Here is a 16,027-nt window from a genome sequence, read left to right as displayed (position 1 = left end):
ATGCAGTTTGTTTCAACGCGCGGCCAGGCGCCCGTGCTCGGCTTCTCTGACGCGGTTCTCGCTGGCCTGGCTTCCGATGGTGGGCTTTACGTGCCGCAGAGCTGGCCCCAGGTCAGCCCCGCCGAGATATCGGGTTTCGCCGGCAAGCCCTATGCCGATGTCGCCTATGCCATCATCAGCCGCTTCACCGGCGACGAGATTGCGCCGCGCAAGCTCAAGGCCATCGTGGACGAGGCATATGCCGCCTTCCGCCACCCCTCGGTGACGCCTTTGCTCGAAATCGAGCCCAATCATTTCGTGCTGGAACTGTTCCACGGGCCCACTTTGGCCTTCAAGGACGTGGCCATGCAGTTCCTGAGCCGGGTGATGGATCATATCCTGGCCGAACGCGGCCTCCGGGCCACCATTGTCGGCGCCACCTCGGGCGACACCGGCTCGGCCGCCATCGAGGCCTTCCGCGGCCGCGACACGACGGACATCTTCATCCTGCACCCGCAGGGCCGCACCTCGCCGGTGCAGCGCCTGCAGATGACGACCGTGCTCGACGCCAATGTCTACAATATCGCTCTCGAAGGCACGTTCGATGACTGCCAGAACATCGTCAAGGCGCTGTTCAACAATCACAAATTCCGCGATGGCGTGCGCCTGTCGGGCGTCAACTCCATCAATTGGGGCCGCATCGTCGCGCAGATCGTCTATTACTTCACCGCCGCCGTTTCCCTCGGCAGTCCGCACCGCAAGGTCAGCTTCACCGTGCCGACAGGCAATTTCGGCGACATCTTCGCCGGCTATTGCGCCAAGGCCATGGGCCTGCCGATCGACCGGCTGATCATTGCCACCAACGCCAATGACATCCTGCGGCGGACCATGGATACCGGTCGCTACGAAATGGACGGCGTTGCCCCCACCATCAGCCCCTCCATGGATATCCAGATTTCGTCCAATTTCGAACGCCTGCTGTTCGAGAGCGCGGGGCGCGATGCCGGCGCCGTGGTCCGCATGATGGATGGCCTCAAGCAGTCAGGCGGCTTCGCCTTGCCGGACAATACTCTCAGCGCCATCCGCCGCGATTTTGCCGCCGGCACCACGGGCGAAGCCGAAACCAGGACGACCATCGCCGCCACGCTCAAGGCGTCCGGCTACCTGCTCGATCCGCATACCGCCGTCGGCGTTCATGTGGCGCGCGCGCATCTCGGCGCCACGCCCATGGTGACGCTGGCCACGGCCCACCCGGCCAAATTCCCCGCCGCCGTCAAGGATGCGGCCGGCGTGGAACCGGCTTTGCCGGCCTGGCTGGCCGATCTTCATTCCCGCGAGGAGCGCCTCAGCGTCCTTGCCAACGACCAGAATGCGGTCGAAGACTTCATTGCAGCGCGTACGCGCGCTGCCTGACGAAACGGGGGCCAGGTGGTCGCCCGACCGCCAGGCCTCTTGGAGGAGCCTAGCGTGAGCGTACGATCGACAACCCTTGATAACGGCATGGTGGTCCTGACTGACGACATGCCGCATCTCGAAAGTGCTTCTCTTGGCGTCTGGGTCAAGGCCGGGGCGCGCAGCGAGCGCAAGGCCGAGCACGGCATCTCGCACCTGCTTGAACACATGGCCTTCAAGGGCACCACCTCGCGGACGGCGCTGCAGATTGCCGAGGCTATCGAGAATGTCGGGGGCGATCTCAACGCCGCCACCTCCATCGAACATACCGGCTATTTCGCCCGCGTCCTCAAGGAAGACGTGGTTCTCGCGGCCGATATTCTGGCGGACATCCTGCAGAATTCCCTGTTCGAGGATGACGAACTCGCCCGCGAGAAACAGGTCATCGTCCAGGAGATCGGCGCCGCACGCGACAATCCTGACGATCACGTCTTCGACCTGTTCCAGGCCGCAGCCTTTCCCGTGCAACCCATCGGCCGCACCATTCTCGGTACGGTGGATTCGGTGCGCGAATTCAATCCCGACACCATCCGCAAATATATGGGCCGCAACTATGTCGGCGACCATATGGTCATGGCAGCGGCGGGCAATGTGGACCATGACGAACTGGTCGATGTCGCCCGCCAGCGCTTTGCCGACCTCAAGCCCAATGGCGCCCCGGCGCCGCAGCGCGCCGAATATCACGGCGGCGAGGAACGGCTGATCTCCGACCACGAACAGGCCCATATCGTCGTCGGCTTCGAGGGTCGCGCCTATAATGCTGATGGTTTCTATGCCGCGCAGGTCCTGGCCTCGATTCTGGGCGGCGGCATGAGTTCGCGCCTGTTCCAGGAAATCCGCGAGAAGCGTGGCCTCTGCTATTCGGTCTATTCCTTCCACTGGGCTTTCGCCGATAGCGGCGTGTTCGGCGTTGCCGCGGCCACCGGCGAGGATGAAGTGGGCGAACTGGTGCCCGTCGTGCTGGACGAGCTGAAGCGCGCCACTGAGAGCATCACCGATGACGAGGTGATCCGCGTCCGCAATCAGATCAGGGCCGGCCTGCTCATGTCGCTGGAAAGTCCGTCCGCCCGCGCCGGTCAACTGGCGCGCCAGCAAATCCTGTGGGGCCGCCCCATTCCCATGCAGGAGACGGTGGATCGCATCAATGCCATCACCGCGAGGCGCGTGCAGGATGTAGCCGAACAGATCTTCACGCAGGGCACGCCCACGCTGGCGGGCATCGGGCCGATCGGCAATCTGGCCGATGTCGGTGCCATTGGCGACCATCTCAAGCGTTGAGGCCCGGAACGCCATGCTGTGGCCCTGGACATCCCCCGCTCCTTTGATCGCTTTGCGTGGGCCGCGCGTGCTGCTGCGCCTGCCGCAGATGGCCGATTTTGAGCCCTGGTACACTTTGCGCCACTCCAGCCGGGATTTCCTGCGGCCGTTCGAGCCGCGCTGGACCGAGGCCGATCTGGGCCGCCGCGTTTTCGTGACCCGTGTGAAGCGGGCCCGAGAGGAGGCGGAGGAGGGCACCGATTACTCCTTCTTCATCTTCCTCGCGGATGGCCAGCGCGAGACCCTGGTGGGCGGAATTACGCTGTCCAACATCCGCCGTCGCGCCGCGCAATTCGTCAATCTCGGCTATTGGATGGGCCAGCAATTCGCCGGCCAGGGCCTGATGAGCGAGGCGGTGGGCGTCAGCCTGCCTTTCATATTCGATACGCTGGACCTGCACCGTGTCCACGCCGCCTTCCTGCCCGGCAACACCGCCTCCCGCCGCGTGCTGGAGAAAAATGGCTTTGCCGAAGAAGGTTTTGCCGAAAAATATCTGCAGATCAACGGCCGCTGGGAAGACCATGTCCTGTTCGGTCTGACCAAGGAACGCTACGAAATGGACCGTTACCTGCGCCGGGTATAGGCGGCGTGATTGGGAAAGGCACGATCCCGCCCGACGTCATCCCGACCTCGAACCGGGATCCATCCCGAGATCGCGCCACGGCCGCAAGGTAGGTCGGGCCAAACACCCACCCTCATTCCCTCGCCACAAGGGGGAGGGAGGCGCATGACCACATTCCGTGCGTCGCTCAGTGCTTCAGCGTCCACCGGCCCCACCCTCCCCCTTGTGGGGAGGGAAGCGAGATAGGACTTAGCCCTTCGCTAAGTCCGTTGAATCGAGCAGGGTGGGGGTGTCGAGGGCGCCCCGACTTATCCATCTTATCCCCGCCCCCAAAACCTGCTGCATACTGCCACCCATCCCCACCATTCACGCGGCCCCGACGCAGGGCCGGGCGGGGAGGCTGGAGACGGGGGCGCCCGTTTGGCCGGGCAGAAAGTCGGCAGCTGGGCTTGCGATACAGTCCCACCTGAGTCCGGACCCGGTGAGGAAACTCCAGACCCGTGATGGGCGGCCTTTGGTCCGTTCTATGTCGACAGTTCTTGGTCCAAAGGCCGCCCATCTCCCGTGAAAACCGCATTGCAGGCGGCGCTTTCGCGTGTCCCGCCGTCATAACTGTTGCGGTTCAGCAACATGCCGCCAGCCTTGTCGCACGGGCCATTCCCCGCTACCAAAGGGCGCTCCCGCCAAGAGGATGCCGTTCAGCGTCTGATGCGCTTGCACTCTTTCGCCGGAACGCTGCCACAATGAAGCCTACCGCAGGATATAATCGCCCCTGATGCGTCATCTCTTTGCACTCGCGGTGTGGCTTGCCTTCGCGCTGACCACCCTTGCTCCGTCCGCCGCCTTCGAAGTCATTTCGGTCCCCGAAGACGTCAATGCTGTCAATCTGTCCGAGGTGATCGAGATCCAGCCGGGCACCAACGGTCGTGTGCAATTGTCCACCGCCCCGGGGGAAGATGGCATCATTCGCCGCATCGAGGTGCTGGCGAGCGAGCAGGACACCAACCCGAATTTCGCGCTGTTTGCGCTGCGCAACGAGAGTGACCAGCAGATCGAGCGCCTGCTTGTGGCGCCCTTTTTCCGCTTGCCGGGCTCGGGCATTTTCCAGCCCGATCTCGGCGATGACCGCCTCAAGGCGCTGACGCCGAGCGCCGGCATTCGTCCCGTCCGCCTCACCGACAGCGAGGCCGACGTTTTCGAAGTGACGCTGGACCCCGGCGCCACCGTGACCTTCGTGGCCGAACTGGCAGGCGCGCAACTGCCCGAACTCTATCTGTGGCAGCCCAACGGCTACCGCGACTACGTGAACTCCTTCACCCTGTTCCGTGGCGTGGTGCTGGGTGTCGCTTCGCTCGCGGCGGTCTTCCTCACCATCATGTTCGTGGTCAAGGGACGCGGCATCTTTCCGGCCACTGCCGCCTTTGCCTGGGCGGTGCTCATTTACCTGCTGATCGATTTCGGTGTGCTCGGACGCGTCCTCGGCCTGCCGGCGGGCGGTATGCAGCCATTGCGCGCCGCAGCGGAGGCGGGCATAGCGACGACGTTAGCGGGGTTCCTGTTCATTTATCTGAACCTGCATCGCTGGCACCTGCGCTTCATCCATCTGGCGCTCGGCCTTGCAGCCTTGTTCCTGGCCTTGTTCGCCTTTGCCTTCTTCCAGCCCGCCATAGCCGCAACCATCGCCCGGCTCGTGCTGGCTTTGCTCGGCGTCTCCGGCTTCTTCCTCATCCTGCTGCTGGCTTTGCGCGGCTATGACCGCGCCGTGCTGCTGGTGCCCACCTGGATCATCCTGATTTCCTGGCTGTTCTATTCCTGGCTGGTAGTGACGGGGCAGGTCTCCAATGACGTGGCGCAGCCGGCCGTGGGCGGTGGCCTCGTACTCATCGTCATGCTGCTCGGCTTTACCGCCGTGCAGCACGCCTTTTCGGAGGGGCAGGTCTCTATCGGCACCTTGTCCGAGGTGGAGCGGCGCGCTTTGGCCCTCACCGGTTCGGGCGACTTCGTTTTCGACTGGAATATCGAGCGCGACCGCGTCTCGGTCAGCGACGAACTGGCCACCCGCCTCGGCGAAAAGCGCGGCGCGCTGCGCGGCGCCATCAAGCGCTGGCTCGATCGCGTGCATCCCGATGACCGCGACCGCTTCCGCACCGCCTTCGACACACTGGTCGAACTGCGCCGTGGCAAGGTTTCGGCCGATATGCGCGTGGCCGGACACGATGGCAGCTATCGCAGCTTCCGCATGCGGGTGAAACCGGTGCTGGGCGGCGACGGTCAGGTCAACCGCATCGTCGGCACTCTGCAGGACGTGACCGAGGATCGCGCGGCCCGCGAGCGCCTGTTGCATGACGCCGTGCATGACAGCCTGACCGGCCTGCCCAATCGACAACTCTTCCTCGATCGGCTAGAGCGCGCCCTTGTCCGGGCGCGGACGCCGGGTGGCACCAAACCGGCAGTGTTCCTCATCGATATCGACCGTTTCATGGAGCTCGAAGAGCGTATCGGCCATTCGGCCGCCGATTCGGTGCTGCTCGCCATATCCCGCCGCATCGCCCGCATCATGCGTCCGCTCGATACGGTGGCCCGTATCACCGGCGATCAGTTCGCGGTGATTCTCGCCTCCGAACAGGCCGCCGGCAAGATTGCCGAAACCGCCGAACAGATCTCGCAAGGCGCTGAAGGCCCCGTTCAACTTCGGCGACCACGATCTATCGCTGTCGGCCTCCATCGGCGTCACCATCTATGACAGCAATCCGGCCGAGGCGGCCGATGTACTGCGCGATGCCGAACTGGCCATGTACTATGCCAAGCGCCTGGGCGGCGACCGTATCGAGGCCTATCGCGCCTCGGCCCGCTCCATCGCGGCCTATAACCGCGCCAGCGAGGAAGATCTCGAGCGCGGCATGAAGCAGGGCGAACTGCATGTGCAGTTCCAGCCGGTGACCGATATCCAGACCGGCCAGATCGCCGGGGCGGAAGCGCTGATGCGCTGGATTCATCCGACGCGTGGCGTGGTCAATCCCGATGAATTCGTGCCGCTGGCCGAACGGTCGGGTCAGATCGAGAAGCTCGGCCGGCTGGCCTTCGAGCAATCGGCGGCACAGGCAAAGGACTGGATGACCACCTTTGGCCTGCCCGAGGAATTCTTCATCTCGGTCAACCTGTCGCCCACCCAACTGGCGACCGAGACCCTGCTCAACGACATGCGCAGCCTGGTCAGCCAGGACAAGGAACTGGCCAGCCACCTCAAGCTCGAAATTACCGAGAGCCAGGTGATGACCAATCCCGAGCATTCCGCCTATATGCTGCAGGCCCTGCGCAATCTGGGCCTGGGCCTGGCGCTCGACGATTTCGGCACCGGCCACTCGTCGCTGAGCTACCTGCACCGCTTCCCGTTCGACACCATCAAGATTCCAGCGGCTTTCGTCAGCATGGGCGGCACGACCGGCATTGCCCATACGCAGGGGCCGATCATCAAGGCGGTGGTGGCGCTGGCTGCCGACCTCGACCTGATGGTGATTGCCGAAGGCGTCGAGACGCTGGACGAGATCGAACGGCTGCGCCAGCTCAACTGCCGCTATGCCCAGGGCTTCGCCTTCGGCGCGGCCATGACCGGAGCCGAGTTCGGCAAGAAGCTGGCGACCCAGCTCGGTCGCTAGGCGTGGCCAGCGTCGGGGCTCAGGCTCGCCCGGGTGATCCGCAGGCTGGCCAGGGCCGCATCATAGCGCTCTTCCACCGGGGTTTCGAACAGCAAAGCCGGGCTGAACGGCGCGGTCAGCCAGCCATTGTCGCCGATCTCGCCTTCGAGCTGGCCGGCGCTCCAGCCGCAGCAGCCCAGGGCGAACAGCGACGCGCGCGGCGCCGGCCCGAAGGCCATGGCCTTGAGAATATCGAGCGTCGCGGTAAGGCAGATGCCCTCGGTCACCGGATAGGTATTGCCGCTGCGATAGTCCGGCGAATGCAGCACGAAGCCGCGGCCCTTTTCCACCGGCCCGCCACGCATAACCATGCGCTGGCGGATGGAATCGGGCAGGCGGATGACCGCATCGGGATCGCCCAGGTCGAGCTCGTCCAGAATGTCGGCAAAGCGCAGATTGGCCAGTTCCTGATTGACCACGATACCCATGGCGCCCTCGTCGCCATGGCCGACGAGCAGGATGACGCTTTCCGCGAAGCGCTCGTCACTCATGTCAGGCATGGCGACAAGAAATTGTCCTTCGAGCGAATTCATGCGCTAATTGTAGGCATGGTCGGCTCCCCTGCCAAGTTACGTTGGCCTGATCGGGCCGCGCTTCACGAAGGCATGATGGACCATCAGCTATTTCTAAACCCGTTCCTGCGCTAATCCCTTTCCCATGCGTCATCCCATATTGCTTGCCCTCAGCCTTGCCTTGCTTGCCGGTCCCGTCCATGCGGGCGAAACCGCCTGGCAGGAGGTCGCGCCCGGCGTGAAGTTGCGGTTGATCAGCACCGGGCAAATCAAGCCCGATGGCACGACGCTGATTGGGCTCGAAATCGACATGCCCGAGACCGACAAGACCTATTGGCGCGTTCCCGGCGATACGGGCCTGCCGACCGAACTGGACTTTGCCGGCTCGACGGGCGTGCTCGGCAACCGGATTCTCTGGCCTTACCCGACCCGGCAGGAAACCGCCGACTATCTCGACTACGCCTATTTCGGCCCCACCGTCCTGCCGGTGGAACTGACGGTGCAGCCGGGGTCGCCCAATGCCGAACTCAGCGCCGTCCTTGGCATTTGCTCGGATATCTGCGTGCCGGCCCAGGCGCGTTTCTCCCTGCCGCTGGCCGATGCCGCGCCGGATCGTCCCAATGGGCTGCGCCTTCGCCAGGCCCTGGCTACGACGCCTATGGAATGGGCGGAGGACCGGCAGCCCATTGGCGATGTCGAATTGTGGAGCGACGCCGGCATGCTGGCGGTGCGGATTGACGATCCCGGCGTCGACCCCGCCTCGCTGATCGCCGCGACGGATGGTGGCGAGCCGCTGTTCGGCACGCCGCAAAAAAGCCCGGAACCGCACCTAGTGCTCATTCCCATCCTGGGCAAGGCCGATGAATTTGACTTGGAAAACCAGGCTGTTCAGCTCACATTCCTGACGGATATGGGGGCTTTCGAGGTCAGGCGTACCATTGCGGTACCCCGGGCCGACTGAACGGTGTGAGGGGGAAAGGGGCAATAGGCCTTGTCGGCGGCGCCAAAGCCGCTTATCCCGATTGCACTTGAGACCGAGCAATGGCCGCCGCCCGGTGGCCTGAATCATGGGGCGCATCCTTTTATGATCGAACGCGGCAGTCCGGTTCCGTCCGTGCGGGTAAAGCTTGTAGATGCCGAAGGGGCGACGGACACGACCAGCGATGCCGTTCTCGGAACGGGGCTCGTGGTATTCTTCGCCGTGCCGGGCGCCTTCACGCCCACCTGCCATGTCAATCATCTCCCCGGCTTCATCGCCAACGAGGCCAAGCTGCGCGCCGCCGGCGTCGATCGCATTGTCTGCGCCGCGGCCAACGATCATCATGTGATCAAAGCCTGGGCGGAAGCCTCCGGCGCACTGGGCAAGATCGACTTCATCGCCGATGGCAATGCCGAATTCGCCGAAGCCCTCGGGCTCGCCAAGGACATGTCGGGCTCCGGCATGGGCAAGCGCTTCGCGCGCTCGGCCATGTTGATCCGCAACGGCGTCGTCGATGCCGTTTTCGTCGAAGACGCGCCGGGCGTGAATGCCAGCGGTGCGCCCGCCATTCTCATGGCGCTCGAAGCCGCCAGAAGCTAGTGTTTGCGTCAGGAGATAGCCTCATGAACCAGTTCCTTTCCCTGACGCTGCGTCTGACTGCCGCCTGCGCCACCGCGACGCTGCTAGCAGCATGCTCGATGGGCGGCCTGTTTGGCGGCGGTAATGCCACGCAGAACCAGCAATTGCAGAACGCTACGGCCACGCCGGCCGCGGTGGCCCAGGCGCAAAGCAGCGCCTTGCCCGCCATCGCCACGCAGTGCCCCCCGATCCGTATCCGCCCTGGCGGCGAGGCCATGTTCTACTATGGCAGCGGTCGCGTGGGCGACGCCCGGACGCTGCAATATCAGGGTGTGATCGACGAAACCTCGCGCAATTGCGTGGTGTCCAACGGGCTGATCACGGTCAATATGGGCGTCGTCGGCCGTGTGCTGCTCGGCCCTGCCGGCAACCAGTCCTCGGTCAATGCCCCGATCCGCTTTGCCGTCGAGCGTGACGGGCAGGCGGTGTTCTCCGAGAAATACACTCTGCCGGTTTCCATTACCGCGCCGGCCCGCTCGGCCGAATTCGTCAAGGTCATCGAAAACGTCGCCATTCCTTATCTGGGCGGCGAAGAAATCACCATCTGGGTTGGCTTCGATACCAGGGGCTAGTTGCGTTTGCCGCCTTAGGCAGGCTATGGAGCCGGTATGACCAGAACCGCGATCTACTTCATTCGTATCCGCACCGCCTGAGGGCGGTGTCGATCCATGACCGCTGATCCGGCTGCCGTGCAGCCGGTGTGAGCGCGCATGCGGGGTTCCGGCCGCAAGGCTGTGAGGCCGATCTCCGAAACCGACGCCGTCTCGCTTCTCGAAACAGCTTTCGAGACACCGAGACCAATCATGAAACGAAACATCAATCGTGCCCGCTCGCAGAGCTGGGACGCCGTGGCGCACTGGTATGCCGGCTGGACCGGCAGCAATGGCAGCCGCTACCACCGCACCCTCGCCGTGCCCTTGCTGCTGGAAATGCTCGATCCGCGAGCCGGCGAGCATATCGCCGACCTGGGCTGCGGGCCGGGCATACTGGCGCCGCCGGTCGCGGAACGGGGCGCCCGCTTCGTCGGCGTGGACCTGTCGCCCCGGCTGATCGCCGAGGCGCGGAAGAACCATGGCGACAGCGGCCGCTTTCTGGTGGGCGACGTGACGCGCCTGCCGCGCCACGCCAATCTGCCGGCGAGCGGGTTCGACGCGGCCTGCTTCCTGCTCTCGATCCAGGATATCAATCCGCTCGATGCAGCTATGGCCAGTGCCGCGAGCCTGCTGAAGCCCGGCGGGCGGCTGGCCATCGTGATGCTGCATCCCTGCTTCCGCGTGCCGCGGCAGAGCGGCTGGGGCTGGGACGAGGGCAGGGGGGCTCAAGTTCCGCAGGCTCGACTCCTATCTGACACCGCTGGCCGTGCCGATGCAGAGCCATGGCAAGGGCACCACGCGCAGCTACCACCGGCCGCTCGGTGCCTATGCCGAGGCGTTGAGTATGGCAGGGATGGCGCTGACGGGGATAAGAGAGATCGGCGACTTGCCGGCGCAGGGTGAGAGCAAGGCCGACAGGCGCGCAGCGGGGGAATTTCCGCTGTTCCTGGGGCTACAGGCGGTGAAGCTGGCTTGAAGGGAGAAGGGCGGCAGTCACCTGCCGCCCTTCGAACTATTCCGCTGCCTGCGGCAATTCCTCCACCCGCTCCCATTTCAGGATCGGCGAGCGCGCGGCGCGGGTTTCGTCCAGCCGGCGCCGTGGCGCCTTGAGCGGGGCCGAGGTGAAACGCGCGGCATTGCCGGCCTTGGCGTCGGCGGCCAGCTCTTCCATCACGGCACAGAAGTGGTCGAGCGTCTGTTTGCTCTCGCTTTCGGTGGGTTCGATCAGCATGGCGCCATGCACGACCAGCGGGAAATACATGGTCATCGGGTGGAAGCCCTCGTCGATCAGCGCTTTGGCGAAGTCGAGCGTGGTGACTCCAGTCCCGGCAAGGAAACTGTCATCGAACAGGGCTTCATGCATGGTCGGATAATCGCCAAAGGGCACCGAGAAGGCGTGGGCGAGGCGGGCCTTGATATAGTTGGCGTTGAGCACCGCATCCTGCGCCGCCTGGGCCAGCCCGTCGCCGCCATGGCTGAGCATGTAGGTTAACGCACGGACATACATGCCCATCTGGCCCTGGAAGGCGGTGATACGGCCCAACGCATCGCCCTCGGCATGCTCGACCAGTTCGAGGCCGTTATCGCCCTTGCGGACGAACGGAACCGGCGCGAATGGCGCCAGCGCTTTCGACAGCACCACTGGGCCGGCACCGGGACCGCCGCCGCCATGGGGCGTCGAGAAGGTCTTGTGCAGATTGATATGCATGGCGTCGATGCCGAGATCGCCCGGGCGGACGACACCCATGATGGCGTTGAAATTGGCGCCATCGCAGTAGAAGAACGCCCCGGCCGCATGCACCGCCTCGGCAATCTCGATCACCTGAGGCTCGAACAGGCCGCAGGTATTGGGATTGGTCAGCATGATCGCCGCCACGTCTGATGACAGCGCATCCTTGACGGCTTGCACATCCACCGTACCGTCGTCACGGGCGGGGATGGCCTTCACGGTATAGCCGAGGAAAGCTGCGGTGGCCGGATTGGTGCCATGGGCGCTTTCCGGCACCAACACGATCCTGCGGTGGGCCTGGCCGGCCGCATCCTGCGCCGCCTTGATGGCCATCATGCCCAGCAGCTCGCCATGGGCGCCGGCCTTGGGCGTCAACGCCACGGCGGCCGTATTGGTGAGCGTCATCAGCCAGTGGCTGAGTTGCTCCATCAACTCCAGCGCACCCTGCACGGTCGAAACCGGCTGTAGCGGATGGATATCGGCAAAGCCGGGCAGGCGGGCCATCTTCTCGTTGAGGCGCGGATTGTGTTTCATCGTGCACGAGCCGAGCGGATACATGCCGCTGTCGATCGAGTGGTTGAGGCGCGACAGGCGCACATAATGGCGCATCGCCTCGGGCTCGGTGAGCCCGGCCAGGTCGAGCTGCATCTTGCGTTCGAAGCCGCCGAGACGGCTGGTCGAGATGCTGACATCCGGTAGATCGACGCCCGAATGCTCGGTGTCGCCGATTTCGAACAGCAGCGGTTCGTTGGGCAGCAGGGCCGATCCGGTAGAGGCCGCAAAGCTCGATGTGCCGGTGCCAGTGGGGCGGCCCTGATTGTTCATGCTCATTGCAGTTCCTCCGCAAGGGCGGCGCAGAGCGCGGCGATGTCGGCATCGGTGGTGAGTTCGGTGGCGGCCAGAATGATGAGGTTGGCGGTGTTCTGGTCGTCAGGCTCAAGGCGGCTGGCGGGCACACCGGCCAGGATGCCGCGGGCGGCAAGCGCTTCGACAACCTCCACCGCCGGCTTGGCCACGCGGATGGTCATCTCGTTGAAGAAGCTCTTGTTGAGCAGGGTGACGCCCGGTACCGCGGCCAGCGCATCGGCCAGCTTGCAGGCGCGCTCATGATTGAGGCGGGCGAGGCGGGTGAAGCCGGCTTCGCCCAGCAGCGCCATATGGATGGAGAAGGCGAGGGCGCAGAGGCCCGAATTGGTGCAGATATTTGATGTCGCCTTCTCGCGGCGGATATGCTGCTCACGGGTCGAGAGCGTCAGCACAAAGCCGCGCTGGCCTTCGGCATCGACGGTTTCCCCGCAGAGCCGGCCTGGCATCTGGCGGATGAATTCCTTGCGGGTCGCCATGAGGCCGAGATAGGGCCCGCCGAAATTGAGTGCATTGCCGATGGACTGCCCCTCGGCCACCACGATATCGGCGCCATAGGCGCCCGGCGCCTCGAGCAGGCCGAGCGACACCACTTCGGTGATGACCACGATCAGCAGCGCGCCCTTGGCATGGGCGGCATCGGCCGCGACCTTGAGATTGCGCAGATGGCCATAGAAGTCCGGTGTCTGGATGACGATGGCAGCGGTCTGTTCGTCGATATGGTCGAGAATGTCGCCCTGGCCTTCCGGCGAGGCGGAAAGACATTGCAGATCGGCATCGTCCTTGAGATAGGCGCGAACCACGTCGCGGTAATGCGGATGGAGACCGCCCGACAGCACGATCTTGTTGCGGCGCGTCAGGCGGCGGGCCATCAGCACGGCCTCGGCCGTTCCGGTGGAGCCGTCATACATGGAGGCATTGGCCACATCCATGCCGGTGAGTTTGGCTACCTGGGTCTGGAACTCGAACAGCATCTGCAGGGTGCCCTGCGAGATTTCCGGCTGGTAGGGCGTATAGGCGGTGAGCCATTCCGAGCGCTGAATCAGGTGATCGACCGTGGCCGGCACATGGTGGCGATAGGCGCCGGCACCGACGAAGAACGGGCCATCGGCGCCCGCGCGGTTCTTGCCGGCCAGAGCCCGCATATGGGCTTCGACCAGGAATTCGGGGCTATGGGCGGGCAGGCCGAGATCGAAGCTCTTGAGCGCCGATTTGGGGACGGCACTGAACAGTGCGTCGATATCGGCAGCGCCGATGACGCCGAGCATTTCGGCGCGTTCATGGTCGGAATGGGGGAGGTAGCGCATGATGCCTCTTACTTCGTCAGGTCCGCATAGCCGGCGGCGTCGAGCAGGCCATCGAGCTCGCCGGCATTTGATATGGCGATCTTGTAGATCCAGCCGCCGGCTTCCGGATCGGCATTGATGAGGCCTGGTTCGCTCGAAAGGGCTTCGTTGACCTCGGTCACGGTGCCGGCGACGGGGGCATAGATTTCCGAGGCAGCCTTGACGCTTTCAACCACGGCAGCTTCGTCGCCCTTCTTCAGCACCTTGCCGACGCTGGGCAGCTCGACGAAGACGATGTCGCCCAGGGCTTCCTGGGCATAATTGGTGATACCGACAATGCCGGTCGAGCCCTCGACGCGGATATATTCGTGGTCAGGGGTGAATTTGGTGGTCATGGCTGGCCTCTCAACTGGCTTTGGCTTTGCGGAAATAGCGATGCGGCACGAAGGGGGTGGGAACCACTTCGGCCGGCTGGGCGCGGCCACGGACCGACACCTGGAGTTTGCTGCCCTGGGTGGAATGGGCGGGTGGCACGAAGCCCAGCGCAATGGCCTTGCCCAGCGACGGGGCGAAACCACCGCTGGTGACGACGCCGATGGCATTGCCCGAGGCATCGAGGATTTCGGCGCCTTCGCGGGCCGGGGCGCCTTCGACGATCAGCCCGATGCGGATGCGCGACGGGCCGTTTTCGCGTTCGGCGAGAATTCTGGCGGCGCCGGGGAAATCACCGACCTCGCGGCGGCGCTTGGAGATGGCGAAGCCGAGATCGGCTTCGACGGGGGAGACGGTTTCGTCCAGGTCGTGGCCATAGAGCGGCAGGCCAGCCTCGAGTCGCAGGCTGTCGCGGGCGCCGAGCCCGACCGGCTTGACGCGAGGATCGGCGAGCAGGGCATCCCACAGCGCGACGGCGTCACGCGAGACGACCAGAATTTCGAACCCGTCTTCGCCGGTATAGCCGCAACGCGAGACCACGATCTTGTCGCTGCCCCAGTCGAAGGCATTGTAGGTCATGAAGCCGAGATCGGTCGCGCCGGGCGCGATCTGCGCCATGACATTGACCGCTTCCGGCCCCTGCAGGGCGAGCAGGGCATAATTGCTATCGGCCCGGATCAGGCGGGCCTTGCCGACCGCCGCCGCTTCGATGCGTGCAAAATCGGCATCCTTGGTGCCGGCATTGACAACGATATAGAGCCCTCCTGCGACCAGCGGCGAACGGGCGACCATCAGGTCGTCCAGCACGCCGCCATTGTCGTTGAGCAGCAGCGAATAGCGGATCTGGCCAGGCTTGAGGCCGGCAATGTCGCTTGAAATCAGCGGTTCGATGACGGCTGATATGGCGGCATGATCGGCCTCGGCGTTGCCGCTGGGATTGTCGAGTACCAGGAAGCTCGGTCCCATATGGGAGACGTCGAACAGGCCGGCCTGTTCGCGGGTCCATTTGTGTTCGGCCATGATGCCGGACGGATATTGCACGGGGAGCGAATAGCCCCCGAACGGCACCATGCGGCCGCCTGCAGCCTGATGGCGCTCGAAAAGCGGGGTGGTCTTGAGGTTTTCGGCTGAGGTTTCGGCCATCAACACATCCTGGAAACTGAACAAGGCGACACGACTGGTTTCGCCATACGGCGAAATCGTGCCCCCTCTGTCCTCCTCACCTGAGAGATTTCCCGGCTGAGCGCCGGTTGCTCCTTCGGTGGGACCGTGCAACGTGCCGGTCCGCTTTCCAGAGTTGTAGTGTGCTGCGGTCCTTTTGCCTGAGAGTTTCCGGGGCGGTTGCTCCTTCGGCGCTGGAGAAAATCCAATCTCTCCCGCAGTGGCCGCAACATGGTCGAGATTCCGGGGCGCGTCAACGTGCCTTTATGCTTGTCCCCTTGCGGCGCTCGACGGCGATTGTAGCGCAAACGAAAAGGGCGGGCATAAATGCCCGCCCTTTGATCTGTTCTGCGTTGCCGCTCAGTTGAGCTTGGCGCCGACATCCTCGATGGCCTTGGCGACGAGGTCGTCACCCTTGCTGGCCATCTGCTGGTTCAGCACGATGCGGGCAGCCGAGACGGTGAGTTCGGCGGCGCTGGCGCGCACTTCACCGAGTGCCTGAGCCTCGGCCTGGGCGATCTTGTCCTCGACGGCCTTGGTCCGGCGGGCGATCAGGTCGGCCAGCTTGACGCTGGCGTCGTCGGCCAGGCGCTTGGCTTCTTCCCTGGCGGCGGTGACGATGCTTTCGGCCTCGCCCTCGGCGCTGACGCGCTTGCGCTCATATTCGACCAGCAGGGCTTCGGCTTCTTCACGCAGGCGTTTGGCTTCGGCCAGGTCGGTTTCGATCTGCGCGATGCGCTGGTCGAGCATCTTGGTGATCATCTTCGGCACGCCGAAATAGATGACGATACCGATGAAGATAACCAGCGAAATGGTCGCCCAGATCG

General features: G+C 64.3%; 15 protein-coding genes and 2 riboswitches. Of the genes, 9 read left to right on the top strand and 6 right to left on the bottom strand.

The window, feature by feature from the left end; genetic code table 11:
* From thrC to NVV79_RS00290, 5 genes are all read left to right on the top strand, one after another.
* The gene (gene thrC, locus NVV79_RS00310; protein WP_303985115.1) at positions 1-1,392 is read left to right on the top strand and encodes a threonine synthase; all 1,392 of its coding nucleotides are present in this window, start codon (positions 1-3) and stop codon (positions 1,390-1,392) included.
* An 87-nt stretch (positions 1,393-1,479) separates the two neighbouring features.
* Positions 1,480-2,709: a pitrilysin family protein gene (locus NVV79_RS00305; protein WP_303985286.1), complete on the top strand. Its 1,230-nt coding sequence runs from the start codon at positions 1,480-1,482 to the stop codon at positions 2,707-2,709.
* Between the two features lie 43 nt (positions 2,710-2,752).
* A complete protein-coding gene (locus tag NVV79_RS00300) occupies positions 2,753-3,331 on the top strand; it encodes a GNAT family N-acetyltransferase (RefSeq protein ID WP_303985113.1) in 579 nt (192 codons plus the stop codon).
* A gap of 754 nt (positions 3,332-4,085) precedes the next feature.
* The gene (locus tag NVV79_RS00295) at positions 4,086-6,053 is read left to right on the top strand and encodes a diguanylate cyclase (protein ID WP_303985112.1); all 1,968 of its coding nucleotides are present in this window, start codon (positions 4,086-4,088) and stop codon (positions 6,051-6,053) included.
* The gene (locus NVV79_RS00290) at positions 5,950-6,966 is read left to right on the top strand and encodes a bifunctional diguanylate cyclase/phosphodiesterase (RefSeq protein ID WP_303985110.1); all 1,017 of its coding nucleotides are present in this window, start codon (positions 5,950-5,952) and stop codon (positions 6,964-6,966) included. The genes NVV79_RS00295 and NVV79_RS00290 overlap by 104 nt, the downstream gene beginning before the upstream one ends.
* Here NVV79_RS00290 and NVV79_RS00285 read toward each other — a convergent pair.
* Entirely contained in the window at positions 6,963-7,538 is a 576-nt protein-coding gene (locus tag NVV79_RS00285; protein WP_303985108.1) for a YqgE/AlgH family protein, read from the bottom strand. The two genes, NVV79_RS00290 and NVV79_RS00285, sit on opposite strands and share 4 nt — an antisense overlap.
* Before the next feature lie 124 nt (positions 7,539-7,662).
* On the opposite strand from NVV79_RS00285, the gene NVV79_RS00280 reads away from it, so the two are divergent.
* The 4 genes from NVV79_RS00280 to NVV79_RS00265 all read left to right on the top strand — a co-directional run bounded on the left by NVV79_RS00280 (position 7,663) and on the right by NVV79_RS00265 (position 10,631).
* The gene (locus tag NVV79_RS00280) at positions 7,663-8,478 is read left to right on the top strand and encodes a protein-disulfide reductase DsbD domain-containing protein (RefSeq protein WP_303985106.1); all 816 of its coding nucleotides are present in this window, start codon (positions 7,663-7,665) and stop codon (positions 8,476-8,478) included.
* A gap of 123 nt (positions 8,479-8,601) precedes the next feature.
* Complete coding sequence (locus NVV79_RS00275; RefSeq protein ID WP_303985104.1) at positions 8,602-9,096, top strand: peroxiredoxin; 495 nt, start codon at positions 8,602-8,604, stop codon at positions 9,094-9,096.
* Between the two features lie 23 nt (positions 9,097-9,119).
* Positions 9,120-9,707, top strand: a complete 588-nt coding sequence (locus NVV79_RS00270; RefSeq protein WP_303985102.1) for a hypothetical protein — start codon at positions 9,120-9,122, stop codon at positions 9,705-9,707.
* Positions 9,708-9,938: 231 nt separating this feature from the next.
* The gene (locus tag NVV79_RS00265) at positions 9,939-10,631 is read left to right on the top strand and encodes a class I SAM-dependent methyltransferase (RefSeq protein ID WP_303985100.1); all 693 of its coding nucleotides are present in this window, start codon (positions 9,939-9,941) and stop codon (positions 10,629-10,631) included.
* A 109-nt stretch (positions 10,632-10,740) separates the two neighbouring features.
* On the opposite strand, the gene gcvPB is transcribed toward NVV79_RS00265, so the two are convergent.
* From gcvPB to NVV79_RS00240, 5 genes are all read right to left on the bottom strand, one after another.
* On the bottom strand, positions 10,741-12,288 hold the full coding sequence (gcvPB, locus tag NVV79_RS00260) for an aminomethyl-transferring glycine dehydrogenase subunit GcvPB (RefSeq protein WP_303985098.1): 1,548 nt from the start codon (positions 12,286-12,288) through the stop codon (positions 10,741-10,743).
* Positions 12,285-13,628 carry an aminomethyl-transferring glycine dehydrogenase subunit GcvPA gene (gene gcvPA, locus NVV79_RS00255; protein ID WP_303985096.1) on the bottom strand — a complete coding sequence of 448 codons (1,344 nt, stop codon included), beginning with the start codon at positions 13,626-13,628 and terminating at the stop codon, positions 12,285-12,287. Before gcvPA ends, gcvPB begins: the two co-directional genes overlap by 4 nt.
* 8 nt (positions 13,629-13,636) lie before the next feature.
* The gene (gene gcvH, locus NVV79_RS00250) at positions 13,637-14,002 is read right to left on the bottom strand and encodes a glycine cleavage system protein GcvH (protein ID WP_303985094.1); all 366 of its coding nucleotides are present in this window, start codon (positions 14,000-14,002) and stop codon (positions 13,637-13,639) included.
* A gap of 10 nt (positions 14,003-14,012) precedes the next feature.
* Positions 14,013-15,182 carry a glycine cleavage system aminomethyltransferase GcvT gene (gcvT, locus tag NVV79_RS00245; RefSeq protein WP_303985092.1) on the bottom strand — a complete coding sequence of 390 codons (1,170 nt, stop codon included), beginning with the start codon at positions 15,180-15,182 and terminating at the stop codon, positions 14,013-14,015.
* A gap of 59 nt (positions 15,183-15,241) precedes the next feature.
* Positions 15,242-15,339, bottom strand: a riboswitch (glycine riboswitch).
* Positions 15,340-15,428, bottom strand: a riboswitch (glycine riboswitch).
* A gap of 132 nt (positions 15,429-15,560) precedes the next feature.
* Positions 15,561-16,025: an ATP F0F1 synthase subunit B gene (locus NVV79_RS00240; RefSeq protein WP_303985089.1), complete on the bottom strand. Its 465-nt coding sequence runs from the start codon at positions 16,023-16,025 to the stop codon at positions 15,561-15,563.
* Positions 16,026-16,027: the final 2 nt, after the last annotated feature.

Origin of the sequence: Devosia ginsengisoli (genome assembly GCF_024707105.1) — a bacterium.
GTDB classification, from domain to species: domain Bacteria; phylum Pseudomonadota; class Alphaproteobacteria; order Rhizobiales; family Devosiaceae; genus Devosia; species Devosia ginsengisoli_A.
The sequence above is the reverse complement of the archived record's forward strand: the minus strand, read 5'-3'. Positions and strand labels throughout refer to the sequence as shown.